14 protein-coding genes, 1 tRNA gene and 1 pseudogene are annotated in these 14,670 nt (G+C 60.4%); 10 read left to right on the plus strand and 6 right to left on the minus strand.

Going from position 1 to position 14,670, the window contains the following annotated elements:
• Positions 1–75: 75 nt before the first annotated feature.
• Positions 76–1,059 (minus strand): NAD(P)-dependent oxidoreductase, encoded by a 984-nt coding sequence (locus tag HNE04_RS16165; RefSeq protein WP_172221124.1) that lies wholly within the window; start codon positions 1,057–1,059, stop codon positions 76–78.
• A gap of 106 nt (positions 1,060–1,165) precedes the next feature.
• On the opposite strand from HNE04_RS16165, the gene galU reads away from it, so the two are divergent.
• Positions 1,166–2,059: a UTP--glucose-1-phosphate uridylyltransferase GalU gene (gene galU / locus HNE04_RS16170; RefSeq protein ID WP_172221127.1), complete on the plus strand. Its 894-nt coding sequence runs from the start codon at positions 1,166–1,168 to the stop codon at positions 2,057–2,059.
• Positions 2,060–2,062: 3 nt separating this feature from the next.
• On the opposite strand, the gene HNE04_RS16175 is transcribed toward galU, so the two are convergent.
• The 3 genes from HNE04_RS16175 to cysM are packed head-to-tail and all read right to left on the minus strand — an operon-like array spanning position 2,063 to position 3,717.
• Positions 2,063–2,290: a sulfurtransferase TusA family protein gene (locus tag HNE04_RS16175; protein WP_172221130.1), complete on the minus strand. Its 228-nt coding sequence runs from the start codon at positions 2,288–2,290 to the stop codon at positions 2,063–2,065.
• A gap of 3 nt (positions 2,291–2,293) precedes the next feature.
• Positions 2,294–2,818: an NUDIX hydrolase gene (locus HNE04_RS16180; protein WP_172221133.1), complete on the minus strand. Its 525-nt coding sequence runs from the start codon at positions 2,816–2,818 to the stop codon at positions 2,294–2,296.
• Entirely contained in the window at positions 2,815–3,717 is a 903-nt protein-coding gene (gene cysM, locus HNE04_RS16185; protein ID WP_172221240.1) for a cysteine synthase CysM, read from the minus strand. The genes HNE04_RS16180 and cysM overlap by 4 nt, the downstream gene beginning before the upstream one ends.
• A gap of 57 nt (positions 3,718–3,774) precedes the next feature.
• Here cysM and HNE04_RS16190 point away from each other — a divergent pair.
• Positions 3,775–3,861: transfer RNA gene (locus HNE04_RS16190), tRNA-Leu, on the plus strand.
• 28 nt (positions 3,862–3,889) lie between these two features.
• Here HNE04_RS16190 and HNE04_RS16195 read toward each other — a convergent pair.
• Positions 3,890–5,122: a type II toxin-antitoxin system HipA family toxin gene (locus HNE04_RS16195; RefSeq protein WP_172221136.1), complete on the minus strand. Its 1,233-nt coding sequence runs from the start codon at positions 5,120–5,122 to the stop codon at positions 3,890–3,892.
• Positions 5,112–5,378 (minus strand): helix-turn-helix domain-containing protein, encoded by a 267-nt coding sequence (locus HNE04_RS16200; RefSeq protein WP_172221139.1) that lies wholly within the window; start codon positions 5,376–5,378, stop codon positions 5,112–5,114. Before HNE04_RS16200 ends, HNE04_RS16195 begins: the two co-directional genes overlap by 11 nt.
• Before the next feature lie 433 nt (positions 5,379–5,811).
• On the opposite strand from HNE04_RS16200, the gene HNE04_RS16205 reads away from it, so the two are divergent.
• The 8 genes and pseudogenes from HNE04_RS16205 to HNE04_RS16240 all read left to right on the plus strand — a co-directional run bounded on the left by HNE04_RS16205 (position 5,812) and on the right by HNE04_RS16240 (position 14,640).
• Complete coding sequence (locus HNE04_RS16205; protein ID WP_172221142.1) at positions 5,812–7,101, plus strand: capsular biosynthesis protein; 1,290 nt, start codon at positions 5,812–5,814, stop codon at positions 7,099–7,101.
• 14 nt (positions 7,102–7,115) lie between these two features.
• Positions 7,116–7,331: pseudogene (locus HNE04_RS16210) on the plus strand (sugar phosphate nucleotidyltransferase); the annotation flags it as partial.
• Between the two features lie 61 nt (positions 7,332–7,392).
• Positions 7,393–8,361 (plus strand): sulfotransferase domain-containing protein, encoded by a 969-nt coding sequence (locus tag HNE04_RS16215; RefSeq protein ID WP_172221149.1) that lies wholly within the window; start codon positions 7,393–7,395, stop codon positions 8,359–8,361.
• A 506-nt stretch (positions 8,362–8,867) separates the two neighbouring features.
• The gene (locus HNE04_RS16220) at positions 8,868–9,962 is read left to right on the plus strand and encodes a hypothetical protein (protein WP_235965061.1); all 1,095 of its coding nucleotides are present in this window, start codon (positions 8,868–8,870) and stop codon (positions 9,960–9,962) included.
• Entirely contained in the window at positions 9,943–10,764 is an 822-nt protein-coding gene (locus tag HNE04_RS16225) for an ABC transporter permease (protein WP_172221155.1), read from the plus strand. The genes HNE04_RS16220 and HNE04_RS16225 overlap by 20 nt, the downstream gene beginning before the upstream one ends.
• Positions 10,761–11,429 (plus strand): ABC transporter ATP-binding protein, encoded by a 669-nt coding sequence (locus HNE04_RS16230; protein ID WP_172221158.1) that lies wholly within the window; start codon positions 10,761–10,763, stop codon positions 11,427–11,429. The genes HNE04_RS16225 and HNE04_RS16230 overlap by 4 nt, the downstream gene beginning before the upstream one ends.
• Positions 11,426–13,420, plus strand: coding sequence for a CmcI family methyltransferase (locus HNE04_RS16235; protein ID WP_172221161.1), 1,995 nt, complete (start codon positions 11,426–11,428; stop codon positions 13,418–13,420). The genes HNE04_RS16230 and HNE04_RS16235 overlap by 4 nt, the downstream gene beginning before the upstream one ends.
• A 5-nt stretch (positions 13,421–13,425) precedes the next feature.
• A complete protein-coding gene (locus HNE04_RS16240) occupies positions 13,426–14,640 on the plus strand; it encodes a rhamnosyltransferase WsaF family glycosyltransferase (RefSeq protein WP_172221164.1) in 1,215 nt (404 codons plus the stop codon).
• Positions 14,641–14,670: the final 30 nt, after the last annotated feature.

Below are 14,670 nucleotides of genomic sequence, written 5' to 3' on the forward strand. Positions count from 1 at the left end.
ACCGAGGCGCGCCAACATGGATGCCGGACCAAGTCCGGCATGACAACCCATCTTGCGGGGCAAGGCCCCGCACACTTAGCGGATGATGAACTGGGGCGCGTCTTCCATCGTCACGGCAGGCGCGCGGTCCAGGGCGCTTGCGTGCGAGGCGGATAGCGATTCGTGGATGCGATGCGCCACGTACCAGCTGGCCCGCAGCCGCGACTCGCGTGTGTGCGAACCCAGCCGGGGCGTGAGGAACAGGTTGTTCAATTCGTGCAGGGGCGTGCCCTTGGAGGCGAAGCCCGCTTCCGCCCCATCGAGCATGCAGGCCTCGATGCGCCCGTCGGTCAGCGCGCGGGCCAGCGCATCCGAGTCGAACAGCAGGGACCGGCTGATGCCCACCCAGAGCTGACCCGTCTTGCAATGGGCCAGCAGCTTGTCGTTGATGAAGCCCTGGTAGCGCGACGCATACAGCACCTGCACGGAGATCGCGTCCGACGACGACATCAGTTCCTGCAGGCCCACCGGTTGCACCTGCAGGCGGCTCCAGATGGGGGCGGTGTGATGGACGGCCGGGTCGTAGCCGACCAGCTTTGCGCCCAGCGCGCGCAGCATGAGCGCCAGGGTGTGGGCCGTGGGCGCCAGGCCGAAGATCCCGACCACGCTGCCATTGAGTTCGCGGCCCAGGCGGATGTCGGCGTGGCGATCGCCAATGAGCGAGGAGCCGATGCCGCGGCGATAGAGCAGCAGCAGGCTGGCCAGCAGGTATTCGGCATTGGAGCGCACGTTGGCCGTGGTGGCCTGGATCACGCGCACCTTGCGTTCGCGGCAGGCTTCCAGGTCGGTGTTGTCGGTGCCCACGTGCATGCGCGCCACGGCCTTGAGCAGCGGCGCGAAATCGAGGAACTCCTGGGTGACCACGACCTTGCGCGGAAGCACCACCGCCTGCGCTTTGTAAACCGCCTTGCGCAGGGCGATCGGGTCGCCCGCCAACTCGGGGCGGCACTCGACGGAATGGCGCGCCTCGAGCCACGCGAGGGCCTCTGGCACCAACCGTTCAAGAAGTAAGATATCCACGGGCGTATGCGTCCTTGTCTTACAAAAGCCGCTCTAGTTCAGTCTGATACTGGGGGCTCATCAGCCCAAAGTGGGCAAACTTTAGCGGTAATCTCCCTGTCAGTCCATGAACAAAATCACAGAAATTCGCAAGGCGGTCTTTCCCGTAGCGGGCCTCGGCACCCGGTTCCTTCCTGCTACCAAGGCGCAGCCCAAGGAAATGCTGCCTATCGTGGACAAGCCACTGATCCAATATGCGGTGGAAGAGGCTTACGCCGCCGGCATCCGCCACATGATCTTCGTCACCGGCCGCAATAAGCGTGCCATTGAAGACCATTTCGACACCGCCTACGAGCTGGAAACCGAGCTGGAGGCCAGCCACAAGCACGAACTGCTGGCGCTGGTGCGCTCGCTCTCGCCCGAAGACATGGACTGCTCCTATGTGCGGCAGCCACGTTCGCTGGGTTTGGGGCACGCGGTGTTGTGCGCCCAGCCGCTGGTGGGCTGCGAGCCGTTTGCGGTGCTGCTGGCCGACGACTTGATGTGCGGCCCCGAAAACGGCGACCCGGTGCTGACACAGATGGTCGAGGTATTCAAGCGAGTGCAAACATCTTTGCTGGCCGTGCAGGAAGTGCCGGCCGATCACGTCAAGCGTTACGGCATCGTCGCCGGCGAGCCGGCCGGCGAACGGCTCATCAAAGTCAACCAGATGGTGGAAAAGCCCTCGCCCGAAGCAGCGCCATCGCGTATGGGTGTGGCAGGCCGCTACATCCTCACGCCCGGCGTCTTCGCCCATATCCGCAACAACTCGCGCGGCGCCGGCGGCGAGATCCAGCTGACCGACGGCATCGCCCAGCTGATGACCACCGAAGGCGTTCATGCCTACCAGTACCACGGCAAGCGCTACGACTGCGGCAGCAAGCAAGGCTTTCTGGAAGCCACCGTGGACTTCGCGCTCAAGCACCCCGAGGTGGGCCCCGAGTTCCAGGAATACCTCAAGGCCCACTCGATCCGGCGTTGAACGTCAGCGCCTGCGCAGCACGTGGATGTATTCCACGCCCACGGTCTGCTGCTCCACCAGTTCGTTGCCAGTCTGCTTGGCGAACGCCTGGAAGTCGCGCACCGAGCCCGCGTCGGTGGCCACCACCTTGAGCAGTTGGCCACTTTGCATGTCGGTCAGGGCCTTCTTGGCCTTGAGGATCGGCAGCGGGCAATTGAGCCCGCGCGTATCGATTTCCTTGTCGATGTTCATGCTTCAAGTCCTTGGCGGCAGCTCGATGAACTGCGGCTCATGTCCGCGGCCGCGCAGCCAATCGGCCAGCGCATAGCCCGTACTCGAGGGCCAGCACTTCACGGCGTCGTAGTCGTACAGCTTGTAGTCCACCAGTTCGGGTGACAGTTGCACCTCGCCGTGCGCCACCGCGTGATAGGCGATGATGACCTGGTTCATGCGCTGGAAGTCGTACACGCCGATCAGGTTGAGCTCGGTCGCCTCGAGGTTGGTCTCTTCCTTGATCTCGCGCGCTATGCCGTCTTGCGGCGTTTCGCCGGCCTCCATGAAGCCGGTGATCAGCGCATACATCTTGTGCGTCCAGGCCGCGTTGCGCGCGAGCAGGATACGGTCCTGGTACTGGATCACCGCCGCCAGCACCGGCGTGGGATTGTTCCAGTGCGTCCAGCCGCAAGCCAGGCAGCGCAGGCGCTCTTTCGCGCCGCCGTCTTCCTGCTTGGCGACCAGCTCCAGCGGCGTCGCGCATTGGGGGCAAAACTTGTAGCTCACGCCGGGAACACCCCTGTCGACAAATACCGATCCCCCCGGTCGCACACAACAAAAACAATCGTTGCGTTCTCCACGGTCTTGGCGATCTCCTGGGCCACCCAGCAGGCGCCCGCAGCCGAAATGCCCCCGAAAATCCCTTCCTCGCGCGCCAGCCGCCGGCACATCTCCTCGGCGTCCTCCTGGCTCACGTACACCAGTTCATCCACGGTGCTGGGATCGTAGATCTTGGGCAGGTATTCCTGCGGCCATTTGCGGATGCCCGGGATGCGCGAGCCTTCGCTGGGCTGGGCGCCGATGATGCGGATGGCGGGGTTCTTCTCTTTCAGATAGCGCGAGACGCCGGTGATGGTGCCCGTGGTTCCCATCGCGCTCACGAAATGCGTGATCTTGCCCTTGGTGTCGTCCCACAGCTCGGGCCCGGTGGTCTCGTAGTGGATGCGCGGGTTGTCGGCATTGGCAAACTGGTCCAGCACCCGGCCCTTGCCTTCTTTCTGCATGTTTTCGGCCAAGTCGCGCGCGTACTCCATGCCGCCGCTCTTGGGCGTGAGCACGAGTTCGGCGCCGAACGCCTTCATGGTCTGCGCCCGCTCGATGGACAAGTCCTCCGGCATGATGAGCACCATGCGGTAGCCCTTGATCGCCGCGGCCATGGCCAGGGCGATGCCGGTGTTGCCCGAGGTGGCCTCGATCAGCGTATCGCCGGGCTTGATCTCACCGCGCTCCTCGGCGCGCTTGATCATCGACAGCGCCGGCCGGTCCTTCACCGAACCGGCGGGGTTATTGCCCTCGAGTTTGCCCAGGATCACATTGCCGCGGCCGTGGTTCTCGGTGGCGCCGATGCGCTGAAGTGCCACCAGCGGTGTCTTGCCGATGGCGTCTTCAATGGTGGGATAGGTCATGAGTGTGGAGGCCATACTCCTCACTGTGCCATAATTTCCGGCTTCGCTTCTCGCACCGCCGGAGTGGTGAAATTGGTAGACGCAGGGGACTCAAAATCCCCCGGGGTAAAACCCGTGCCGGTTCGATTCCGGCCTCCGGCACCACAGGTTTTCAGCATAGTGAGTGCCGCCCTCAACGGGCGTATGTCATGCCTTCTTCCCAGACGGCCTGCATCTTCGCCAGGAATTCCGCCGGCACACGGGCATCACCTTTGGCCTCTTCAAGGGTCTGGTGCATAGCTGCCGCAATGGCTTCGAGCGTGCGCCCAGGCTGACTCACGCCACAAATCCGGCGCCCGAAATCGTGAAGCTCCTCTGTTGTCGGATAAGCCTTGGACTGGTGCTTGCCAGCAAATAGCTTAAGGGCAAGCGTGCGGTCCTCGAGCTCAGGGCCTCCTTGGTACTGCGTGTACTTGTAGATGGAGGTCGTCACCACATCGAACATCGGCGCGAGCCACACCTCGGCAGTGGAGCGATACAGCACGCCGAAGTTTTTCAGGTGTGCGTTGCCGTTGCGCACCATGATGGAGAAGGCCACTTGCTGGAAGAAGCGGTGCAGGTTTTCGCTGTGCAACTGCAGCTGGCGCAGCAGCTCAGCGATTCGCTGATAGCTTCCCTGGTACTTGCGGTCCGACATGATGTCGCGCACGCGCAAGCCTGCCAAGGCGGCGATGTCCTCGAAGCCGAGCCGCTCGAGGTGGCCGTTGTCGTGCACCACCATGTCGAAGCGGTCCAGAATCAGCAGCTGACCATCGTCGGAGAGGGCGAACGAGGGCACTTCGATACCGGCGCGACGGGCGGCGCTCAGGCACAAGTACTCGTTGGCGGCCAGGCAGGGGTAGGCAGGACTGGCAGCCTTCACGATGAGCGAGGGGATGGGGACCGCCTGGCGGTCCGGGACCATGATTTTGGGCTGCACGCCCGCGATGCCGGCGCCCGTGCTCAGGTAGGCGGCCACCAACTCGTTGAAAACCTCGGGCGTGTATTGGGTCTTGAGCAGTTCTTCTTTGCTCAGGGGCCGCGGCAGAGCGGCAACAGGCTGCTCCGGAAGGCTATATCCCAGCCGGCCGATACCGTTGCGACCCACCAGCGCTAGCAGGTGCATCGGTGTCATCGGCTGTTTGGGGAACATCTCCCGAATCTTCATGAACAGGTCGCCCTCGGGCAGGTTCTGGTCCATAGGCGGGAACAGGTCGCCGTCTCGCCAGGTGAGGCTTTCCGTGGGCTGCATGAGCAGAGCAACGGCAGGTTGCTCTGGGTTGGGGTCCAGGTAGCGGAACTCGTAGTTAGACGTCTTGAGCAGCTGACCAGCGTCCTGCACGTCGCCGATGGAGACCTCCAGCAGACGAATCTTCTCAGGAAGCATCGTCGTCCTGGAACCGGCTGGCGACTTCCTTGGCCGAGGGCAGGCCTGCGCGCTCCAGCCGCATTGCCAGACCCAGCGCGCCCAGCACGGCCATCAGCGAGGAAACGGTCGTGTCCTCGCCGGCCTCAAGTCGGTAGACGACCTCGCGGACCTTCCCGGCCTTCCCGGCGAGCTGGGACTTGCTCATCCCCAGGGCTTCCCGGCGCTGGCGCAGCTTGTCCCCGAGCTCATCAGGAAGGCGAATCATGTCAGTCATAGCTTGCATTATGACGAATATTGCTGGATTTGAAAGGTATAGCTTGCAACGCCCTCAGCTCACCGGGCTTTTTGGGGCCGGCACGCCGCCCTACGGGTATGTCGAGCATGAGCTTGCATCGCCGCTTCTGGCGGACTACATTGCCCACAAGATCTACCGTACTTGTGAGTGAAAAAGGTAGCGCCGCCCGGAAGGGTCCCACCTGGAGTGGGAAGTCGCGGAACGCGATGAGAGAGTCTCACATGCAACGGCCGCGCTCAAAGCGGCCGTTGTCATTTCAATAGCGCGCCCCCAACAGCCCTCGCAACAAGGGCATTTTTGTGTGACCTATTTCCTGCTGGCATGCAAATACCCCATTTGGAGGTTGTACTCATCCATAAAGCCGTGATAGCCTTGATGTACAAGTTGTAACAATAACAGAGGGTTTTCACGGATGTCCAGTGTCTTGGTCTCGCATGAGCCGGCCGGTGGCCGGCTTTTGCCCGACAGTTGGCGCGAGCCTGTCGATCTGAATCCGGCGCTGGCTTGTCTGGGACAGGCGCAGCGCGTACTGATGCTGCAAGGGCCGGTCGGACCGTTTTTCGACCGGGTCGCGCAATGGTTGATCGGCCGGGGCACGCAGGTCAAGCGCGTCACATTTCAGGGCGGCGACGACCGTGATTGCCAGGCGCTGGACCCCATCCGGTTTACCGAGGCCGTGGCCGCTTGGCCCCAGACGCTAGGCACTTTGCTGCACGGCTGGAGGCCAGACTGCATCGTGCTGTTCGGCCAGTCGCGGATTTACCACAAGGTCGCCCTTGAGCGAGCCCGCGCGCTCGACATTCCCTGCGTCGTGATGGAAGAGGGCTACTTCAGGCCGGGCTACGTCACCATGGAACTCGGCGGCGTCAACGGCTACTCCACAACCCTCGACCGGTTCGTCTGGGGAGAGCCCGATGCGCCGGCAGAGATGCAGCCAACGGGCATCACCCCAGACATCAGCCGCTCGCATTTCCAGAAGATGGCGTGGCACGCCTCGCAGCACTACGTGGCGATGCGGGCCGAGCAGCGCCTGTACCCGCATTACCAGCACCACCGCGTAGCCAACCCCAACTTCTACGCCCGCTACTGGGTGCGTTCATGGCTGCGAAAAGGCTGGCACCGGGGCACCGACCGTCAGTTCCAGCGCTGGCTTTTCGATTCGGAAACGCCCTACTTCTTCGTGCCGTTGCAGCTGGACGGCGACAGCCAGATCACGCAGCACAGCCTATTTCCCAACAACATCGACTTTGTTGTCCGCGTGATTCGCTCGTTCGCCGCACACGCACCGGCAGATTCCATCCTCGTTTTGCGCCAGCACCCGCATGCACGCGGAGGGACCAGCCATGAACCGTTGATCCGGGGCCTGGCGTCGGAACTGAAGATTTCCGCTCGCGTTCATCACATGGTGGAAGGCGACACGCCCGACCTGGCCCAAAGGTCACTGGGCGTTGTCCTGATCAACAGCACCGTGGGGCTGCAGGCGCTGGAGCGCGGCGCACCCTTGATGGTGCTCGGGGAAGCGCCGTACAAGCGCCCCGACCTCACCTTTGCCGGCGAGCTAGACCATTTCTGGACGCGACGCCGCCCCCCGGACCCCGAGGCCGCGGAAGCATTTCTTGCCCAGGTCAAGAACCTGACTCAAGCGCCCGCAAGCGTTTACGCGTTGCGCAACGAATCCCTGGGCTGGTCGGCCCTAATGTGAATCCGGAAGACAACATGCTCATTCCAGTCATTCTTTGTGGTGGCACCGGCTCCCGGCCGTGGCCCGTCTCCCGCGAAAGCAATCCCAAGCCCTTCATGCGGCTGGCCGATGGCCAGAGCCTCTTGCAGAAGACCTTTCTTCGTGCGGTCGCACTTCCGAATGTCAGCGAAGTCGTCACGGTCACCAAGCGCGAGCTATTCTTCAAGACGGAAGATAAATACCGCTCGATAACGCCTCATAGTCGTCCATCCTCCTAAGGTTTCCTATCCGCCAGTTGCGAGAATGTCAGTAATGGATTCCAACCCTCTCTTTCCTCCTTCCTCCACGAGAGAGGAGGAGTCACCTCGAATCGCAATGAGCCACTCTTCAACGACCGACATCGTTCTTCATATCGGTTTTCACAAGACCGGAAGCAGTGCGCTTCAGAACTATCTTTTCTCCCAGGGAAATTTCTCTCGACCTTACGACACCATCTTTCCGACTTGCACATGGCTGAACAATGCTGACTTGGCTTGGGTCTGCATTGGTCGCCGCTTCGAGTGGCAGGACAGGGACTACAACCTTGAGGATGTGGCTTCTCACTATCGGAGCGCCGTGGAGCGGTCTATTGCGAGGAACCGGCGTACGGTGATCTCAAGCGAAGAGTTCTGCAGGCTGAACGAGCACTACCACCAGTCATTTTTCGTTCGACTGGGCAAAGCCTTGCCCATCGACAACGTCAAGGTGCTTGCGTATATTCGCGATCCACTCGACTTCTTAGTATCTCGGTATTGCCATGAGGTGCTGTACTCGGAATCGAGGTCTTTCGAGGATTTCGTTAGCGGTGAGATTTCTACCTCGGATTTCTGCATCAGACTCAAGCCATGGTTGGACTTCTTCGGACCAGACCGAGCCATCATTCGGGAGTTCAAGGGGGGTGACTTCAGCATCGTCGATGACTTCAATGACCAGTTCGGGGTTCCGGGAATCGCCACAGCTAGCGAGACGTTCGTGCACCGCCGAATCGGCGCTGGGGCGAACTTCGCAATCGCGGAAGCTCTGGCGTTGATCAACGCCTCTGTCAAAGAGCAAAAGCTCCGCGAAACGCTCCGCAATAGGCTTCTCGCGCTTGAGTTCAGAGCCCTGGCGAAAACGGAGGTTCGGGCAGCGGCCTTGGACGCCCTGGCGAACTCTGTGAAAGATGAACTAGGCCTGCTTGCCCAGCGCCAGCAAGACTACTTGCTACCTCGCGGGAACCCCACGCCCCTTCAGACCGGGTAGGAAAAACTTCGATCAGCGATGACTCGGTCGATCAAGAGATGCATTCTGCTCCTGAGGACGGTGCCATCAAGAAAAGCCCAGTGTTTACTGCAGAAAAAACCGGCGTCTCGCCAACCAAGCCTTCAATACATAGTGCAGATCACGATAGAGGGCGGCTGGTCTAGGGCCCGGGCGCATGGAAGGGCTGCTATTACTTAACGCTAAAGGCAAACGAATCAACTTGCATACCCACTACGAGCCGGCAACCGTTGAGCAGCCGTTATAGTTCACCCTTCGGAGTTGTCTAAGTGCAGGCAGGAACACCGTAAGCGACGATGCCATCGTCCGATGTAAATGACCACGATGGACGCTTGAATCACCCGCGTATAAAGGCACACAGCTAGCTCACACCGCCTCGAAGCCCGTCTGGCGGAGACTGACGGCACGCATTGTGCTTAAGAAGTTACGGACGGGTCCCGGCGCGAAATCGCCCTCTAATCAGCTTTTTTATGTTTAGCGCTATTCGGATGCGGCTCCCCCGCGTCAACTTGCTCCTTCTGCTGACAGTCGTCATTCCGACAGTGCTGGCCACAATCTACTTCGGTCTCGTCGCCTCCGACGTTTACGTGTCGGAGAGCCAGTTTGTCGTTCGGAGTCCAGAACGTCAGGCGACCTCACCACTGGGTGTTTTGCTGCGCGGTGCAGGATTCTCCCGTGCACAAGACGACAGCTATACCGTACACGAATTTGTGCTTTCCCGTGACGCGCTTCAGGTCTTGAATAAGGAGATGAACTTAGGCCAAGCATACGGCGCCAAGACGGTCGATGTGCTGAGCCGGTTTGCCGGTATCGACCCGGACAACAGTTTCGAGGCGCTGCACCGCTACTATCGCGGCAAAGTCCAAGTACGAACCGACGCCAGTTCAAACATCACGACGCTATCGGTCAACGCCTTCACGGCAGAAGACGCTGCCCGCGCAAACCGCATGCTGCTTGAGGCTAGCGAATCGTTGGTGAACCGCCTCAACGAACGGGGTCGGCAGGACATGATCCAGTATGCGATGGCAGAGGTGCTGGCCGCGCAGAAGCAGGCCAAGGGTGCCGCCTTCGCACTTTCCCAGTATCGCAACAGCCAAGGCGTTGTCGATCCCGAGCGGCAGGCTGCTGTGCAGTTGCAGCAGATCGCGAAGCTGCAGGATGAACTGATTGCCTCGAGCACCCTGTTGACTCAGTTGAAGAGCGTTTCACCGCTGAATCCCCAGGTGCAGGGTCTGGAAACCCGCATCCGGATGTTGCGCCAAGCAATGGACAACGAGTCTTCCAGGATCACGGGCGGCCGGAGATCGCTGGCGGATAAGTCGGTTGACTTCCAGCGCTTTGCGCTTGATTCGGATTTTGCGAACAAGCAGGTTGCCACTGCGCTCTCAGGCTTGGAACAGGCGCGAAACGAAGCGCGGCGGCAGCAGGTTTACTTGGAGCGTGTAGCGCAGCCGAGCACGCCCGACTACCCGGCCGCCCCACGCCGAATTCGTGCGGTGCTGACTACGCTGGCATTGGGCCTGCTCGCGTGGGGCATCGCAGCACTCGTTGTGAGCAGTGTGAATGAACACAAGGCGCACTGACGTGCCTGAGGGCAGCCGGAGACCTCAGCTGAGCGATGCTTGGCGCATCCAACGCGCCGTGCTCCACGCTTTGCTAATGCGGGAGATCCTTACCCGGTACGGCCGGCGCAATATCGGGTTCCTTTGGTTATTCATCGAGCCGATGCTGTTCACTTTGGGGGTCACAGCAATCTGGAACTACACCAAGCTGCTGCACGGATCAGATCTCCCAATCGCGGCCTTCGCGATCACGGGGTACTCCTCCGTGCTGCTATGGCGGAACTGCGCCAACCGCTGCTCCACAGCGGTCAACCCGAACCTCGGCCTGATGTACCACCGCAACGTCAGGCCCATTGACGTATTCCTCGCCCGCATCATTCTTGAGATAGCAGGTGCCACTGCAACGGCGACGTTCCTGACAATCCTGTTTGCCGCGACAGGTTTCATGGAGCTGCCCCATGACCTTGGGCTCGCGGTCGTAGGTTGGTTGTTTCTCGCCTGGCTTGGCGGCGCTATCGGGCTGGTCGTTGGCTGCTTCAGCGAACACAGCGATGTCGCTGACCGACTTTGGCACGCATTCGCATATCTATTCTTTCCGTTCTCCGGTGCCGTTTACATGGTGAGTTGGCTCCCCGAGGGTACGCAAGAACTTGCCTTGCTTATACCGACCGTCCACGCGATTGAGATGCTCCGCGCCGGCTACTTCGGGCAGGATGTGGTGGCGCATTACTCTCCTTTGTATTTGCTTGCGTCCTGCCTGCTGCTCACGCTGACGGGCTTCAATATGGTGGCAAAGCTTAGTCGTCGCCTGGAGTTCGAATGATCGCGCTCGAAGGCGTCTCCAAGAACTATCGGATCAGCAGCGGTGTTCGGTCCGTGCTCCGCGACGTGAACCTAACTGTCCGTCGTGGTGAGAAGGTTGGCGTGCTTGGCCGCAATGGGTCCGGCAAGTCAACACTCCTACGCATCGTTGCGGGGACGGAACAACCGAGTTCTGGGAGTCTCACCCGAACCATGTCGGTATCGTGGCCGCTTGCATTCACCGGCGCGTTCCAAGGTGCGTTGACGGGTAAGGACAACCTGCGGTTCGTTTGTCGAATCTACGGCGTCGACTACGAAGACGCGTTGATCTTCGTCGAAGATTTCACCGAACTGGGACGGTATCTCAACGAGCCGATGCAGACGTATTCGACCGGCATGCGTGCGCGCCTGGGATTCGCCATTTCGATGGCGGTCGACTTCGATTGCATGTTGATCGACGAGGTGATTGCGGTCGGCGACAGCTTCTTCCACCAGAAGTGCTATGAAGAACTGTTCGTCCGACGAGCGGACCGGGCCATGATCGTCGTGTCGCACGATCCCCATCTCGTGAAGACCTATTGTTCAACGTTCATGGTTTTAGACCGGGGCGATCTCCGGCAGTTTGACTCCGTGGACGAGGCTTATCGCTACTATGAAGCGAGTCAAAGTGCGGTGAGCACAGCATGACCACTTTGCTGGAATCCTGCAAAGAGACGCTGCAGGCGGCGCCGCGCCATTGCTCTTTTTGTTCGAGTCCCGTGCTGTTCCCATTTCTGTTCTTGCCAGACCGCGATGGAGGCCCAACGCGCGTGTGGCAGTGCTACAGATGCGGCTCTCTCGTACCAGACCACGCGACCAGCGGCACGTCTGCAGCGAACGAAGTTCAGATTCAGGTCGATTTCCATGAGAACTTCTTCGGCAATGACGGACCGGAATCCCTAGACCGCCTCCACGATGACCTGTTTGAGATGGTTGGCTCGCTCGAGCCCCACCTTGGCTTCGCCAAAGACGGTAATGTGCTGATTGAACTGGGGTGCGGCCGTGGCGGCTTGCTCAGTGCGCTTCGCACGAGGGGGTACCGCGCGATCGGCTGCGAGCCCTCCGCCCGGCTGGTCGCGATGGCACGGCAGCACTATGGCCTCGGCCACCACTTGCAACACGCAACGGCGGAAGAGTTCCTGGAAGAACGGGCACGCCGACGCGGCGAGAAAGCGGCTGCAGTGCTGATGTGGCATGTTCTTGAACATGTCCGCTCCCCGTTGCGACTGATCGAGAGTACGCTCGAGGTGTTGAAGGACGACGGGCGGCTGATTCTCCAGTTACCACTGCTGCACCGGGAGTTTGTCTATCGGGAGCATCTATTCTTCCCTTCGCGGGCCTCCGTCAAGTACATCGAGATGCGGCTTGGACTCTTCCTAGTGCAGCAGACGGTTGACCACCGCAATCGTTTCGTGACACTTGTTTTTGGGCGATCCGCGCAGGGGCACGCTCACCCAGCCTACGAAGTGGACCTACTGGATCTCGCCGCAGCACGGGCGGAGCCCATGCTCGTGCGGGAGGACTACATCGCACTCCTAGAGCGCGATGTGGCCTCACTGCGTCAGGGCGTCTCGCGGAAACAGATAGAGCAGCGCGTCGAACTACTCGCCACTGCCGACGAGATCCTCGACGTGTTTTCTGATTCCTTTGGTCGCTCGAAAAAAAGCCCTGAGAAACCCAACCACTCTCCACCGGAACCACTTGTGACGTCAACTACATTCTTGACCAACTCGACTTCTGCTCAGGATCAGGCCATGCCCGAGCCGCGCGAAGGAGATATTCGTCGCCTGCTTGAATTTCAGCAGGCGCTGTCGTCCAACGCTCTTTTTCGCAAGCTGCAGAGCGTAGGCCTGATGCCGAAAATTTCTGCTCCGCCCGATTCGGATCGCTCAACAGCCTTCAGTAGGCGCGAAGGAAACCGGTACTGGTGGCACCGCGTTCCTGGCAACGATTACGTGCCGCCGGTCTACGCCGGGCTTCGCCACGAGGAATGGGCACTCCTGAAGAAATGGTTCGATGACGGCGATGCACATTTCTCCGGAACCGGCGAGTGCAATGTGCCGTCCATGTCTCTGCTGCACGGACTGATCGGCGGCAATGGCATGTCGCGAGTTGTGCAGTGCGGCCACTACATCGGGTACTCGACGCTTTTGCTAGGATTCTTGTTGCGTAGTATGGGCCGCCGACAGGCGCTGTACTCGGTCGATATTGACCCGGCGGCGACCCGCTACACGAACACTTGGGTAAAAAAGGCCCAGCTGCAAGACGTGGTACGCCTCTCCGTCCGGAACTCCGCCGACCCTGAAGCCGTGGCCGAGGCTCAGCGATACCTTGGTGGCGCTGCGCAGATCGTGTTCATCGACTCGAGCCATCAGTATGCGCACACACTGGAGGAACTGGATGCCTGGTTCCCGGCTTTGTGTGAGGGGGGGTTCCTGATCCTTCATGACACTTCGGCATACGCGGCAACGTTCGATCCGAAAGGCGGCGGAGTTGGCAAGGCAGTCACCGAATGGTGTGAGCGCAAAGGTCTGAGGTCCATGGCGCTGAATGGGTTTGTCGACGGGGGAACTCCCGGGGACTACCCTTACTTGGACGGCTGCGGACTCACCCTAATCCAGAAACCAAAAACTATCTGACAAACATGGCTAACATCGCATGGCTAGTGCCCAGCCTCATTGAAGGCTCAGGCGGGCATCGCACGATTCTTCAGAATGCCTCCTATTTGGAGCAATTCGGACACAGCACGACCCTTTACTTAGAGAACGACTCGGCGATCCGGGCGTCTGAGAACGGTGCCGATACCATCCGACGCTTGTTCGGCTATGAATTCAGCGACGTCCGTGTCGGATGGAACGACGTCCAGCCTGCGGATCTCGTGTTCGCGACGATCTGGTACAGCGCCGCCATCGTGCGCAATCTCGCCTTCCCATGCCGCCGCGCCTATTTCGTCCAGGACTGGGAGGCATCCTTCAATGCTGTCGGCGACACCTACCTGTTCGCGGAGAATTCGTATCGGTACGGGCTCGTTCCAATCACAATTGGCAACTGGCTTGCGCGCGAGATCGAGCACCGCTTCGCAGTTACTGGATTCAGTTTCGATTTCTGCGCGGACACATCGATATACCACCCGATCCCAAATGTAAGGCGCGAGCGCGCAATCTGCTTCATCTGCCAGCCAGAGAAGCCAAGACGCGGAGCTCGTCTTGGCATCGAGGCGCTCGGCATCGTCAAGCATCTGATGCCCGATGTAAAGATCTACCTGTACGGTTCTAGTTCAGTGCCGCACCTGTGGTTTGATGCCACCCATCTTGGGCTCATGAATTTGCACGAGTGCAATGCGCTCTACAACCGCAGCGCCGTGGGCCTGTGCATTAGTTCCACCAATCCTTCCCGCATCCCGTTCGAAATGATGGCGGCCGGGCTTCCGCTCGTCGAACTCCACCGCGAGAACACTTTGTACGATCTCCCGGAAGGCGCGGCGTTGTTATGCGACCAGACCGCAGAATCGATTGCCGAGGGCTTGCTGCATCTGCTTCGGAACGATTCTGCGCGAGAAATCATGTCCGCAAAAGCGGTTGACTTCATGAATAGCCGTGGTCAAGAGGTAGGGTTCCGGCAGTTCGCCAGCGCCGTCGATTGGATTCTGACGAATCCCATAGGTGCCGCACCGTCCTTGCGTGACCTGACGCCCATGTACCGCACAGCACCGGTCGTTGCATCACCTTTTGCCTCCAGCGTTCCAACTCGGTCGGGCGCTCCAATCAAGTTCAGCGCGCCACCCACACCTGGAGGAATGGCTTACCGGGTCGCCAAGAGTATCTATCGCGCCATCAACCGCTCGCGCCAGTCGATGTAGTGCCGGTTACGCTCCAACTCCATACGTTAT

The sequence above is a fragment of the Caenimonas soli genome (assembly GCF_013155545.1).
In the GTDB taxonomy this organism is placed as follows: Bacteria; Pseudomonadota; Gammaproteobacteria; order Burkholderiales; family Burkholderiaceae_C; genus Ramlibacter; species Ramlibacter soli.

What these genes read in the sequence shown, in the direction of transcription:
- galU (WP_172221127.1), top strand. Translation starts at nt 1,166, where the DNA reads ATGAACAAAATCACAGAAATTCGCAAGGCGGTCTTTCCCGTAGCGGGC.
- HNE04_RS16175 (WP_172221130.1), bottom strand. Translation starts at nt 2,290, where the DNA reads ATGAACATCGACAAGGAAATCGATACGCGCGGGCTCAATTGCCCGCTG.
- cysM (WP_172221240.1), bottom strand. Translation starts at nt 3,717, where the DNA reads ATGACCTATCCCACCATTGAAGACGCCATCGGCAAGACACCGCTGGTG.
- HNE04_RS16195 (WP_172221136.1), bottom strand. Translation starts at nt 5,122, where the DNA reads ATGCTTCCTGAGAAGATTCGTCTGCTGGAGGTCTCCATCGGCGACGTG.
- HNE04_RS16200 (WP_172221139.1), bottom strand. Translation starts at nt 5,378, where the DNA reads ATGACTGACATGATTCGCCTTCCTGATGAGCTCGGGGACAAGCTGCGC.
- HNE04_RS16205 (WP_172221142.1), top strand. Translation starts at nt 5,812, where the DNA reads ATGTCCAGTGTCTTGGTCTCGCATGAGCCGGCCGGTGGCCGGCTTTTG.
- HNE04_RS16215 (WP_172221149.1), top strand. Translation starts at nt 7,393, where the DNA reads ATGGATTCCAACCCTCTCTTTCCTCCTTCCTCCACGAGAGAGGAGGAG.
- HNE04_RS16220 (WP_235965061.1), top strand. Translation starts at nt 8,868, where the DNA reads ATGCGGCTCCCCCGCGTCAACTTGCTCCTTCTGCTGACAGTCGTCATT.
- HNE04_RS16225 (WP_172221155.1), top strand. Translation starts at nt 9,943, where the DNA reads ATGAACACAAGGCGCACTGACGTGCCTGAGGGCAGCCGGAGACCTCAG.
- HNE04_RS16230 (WP_172221158.1), top strand. Translation starts at nt 10,761, where the DNA reads ATGATCGCGCTCGAAGGCGTCTCCAAGAACTATCGGATCAGCAGCGGT.
- HNE04_RS16235 (WP_172221161.1), top strand. Translation starts at nt 11,426, where the DNA reads ATGACCACTTTGCTGGAATCCTGCAAAGAGACGCTGCAGGCGGCGCCG.
- HNE04_RS16240 (WP_172221164.1), top strand. Translation starts at nt 13,426, where the DNA reads ATGGCTAACATCGCATGGCTAGTGCCCAGCCTCATTGAAGGCTCAGGC.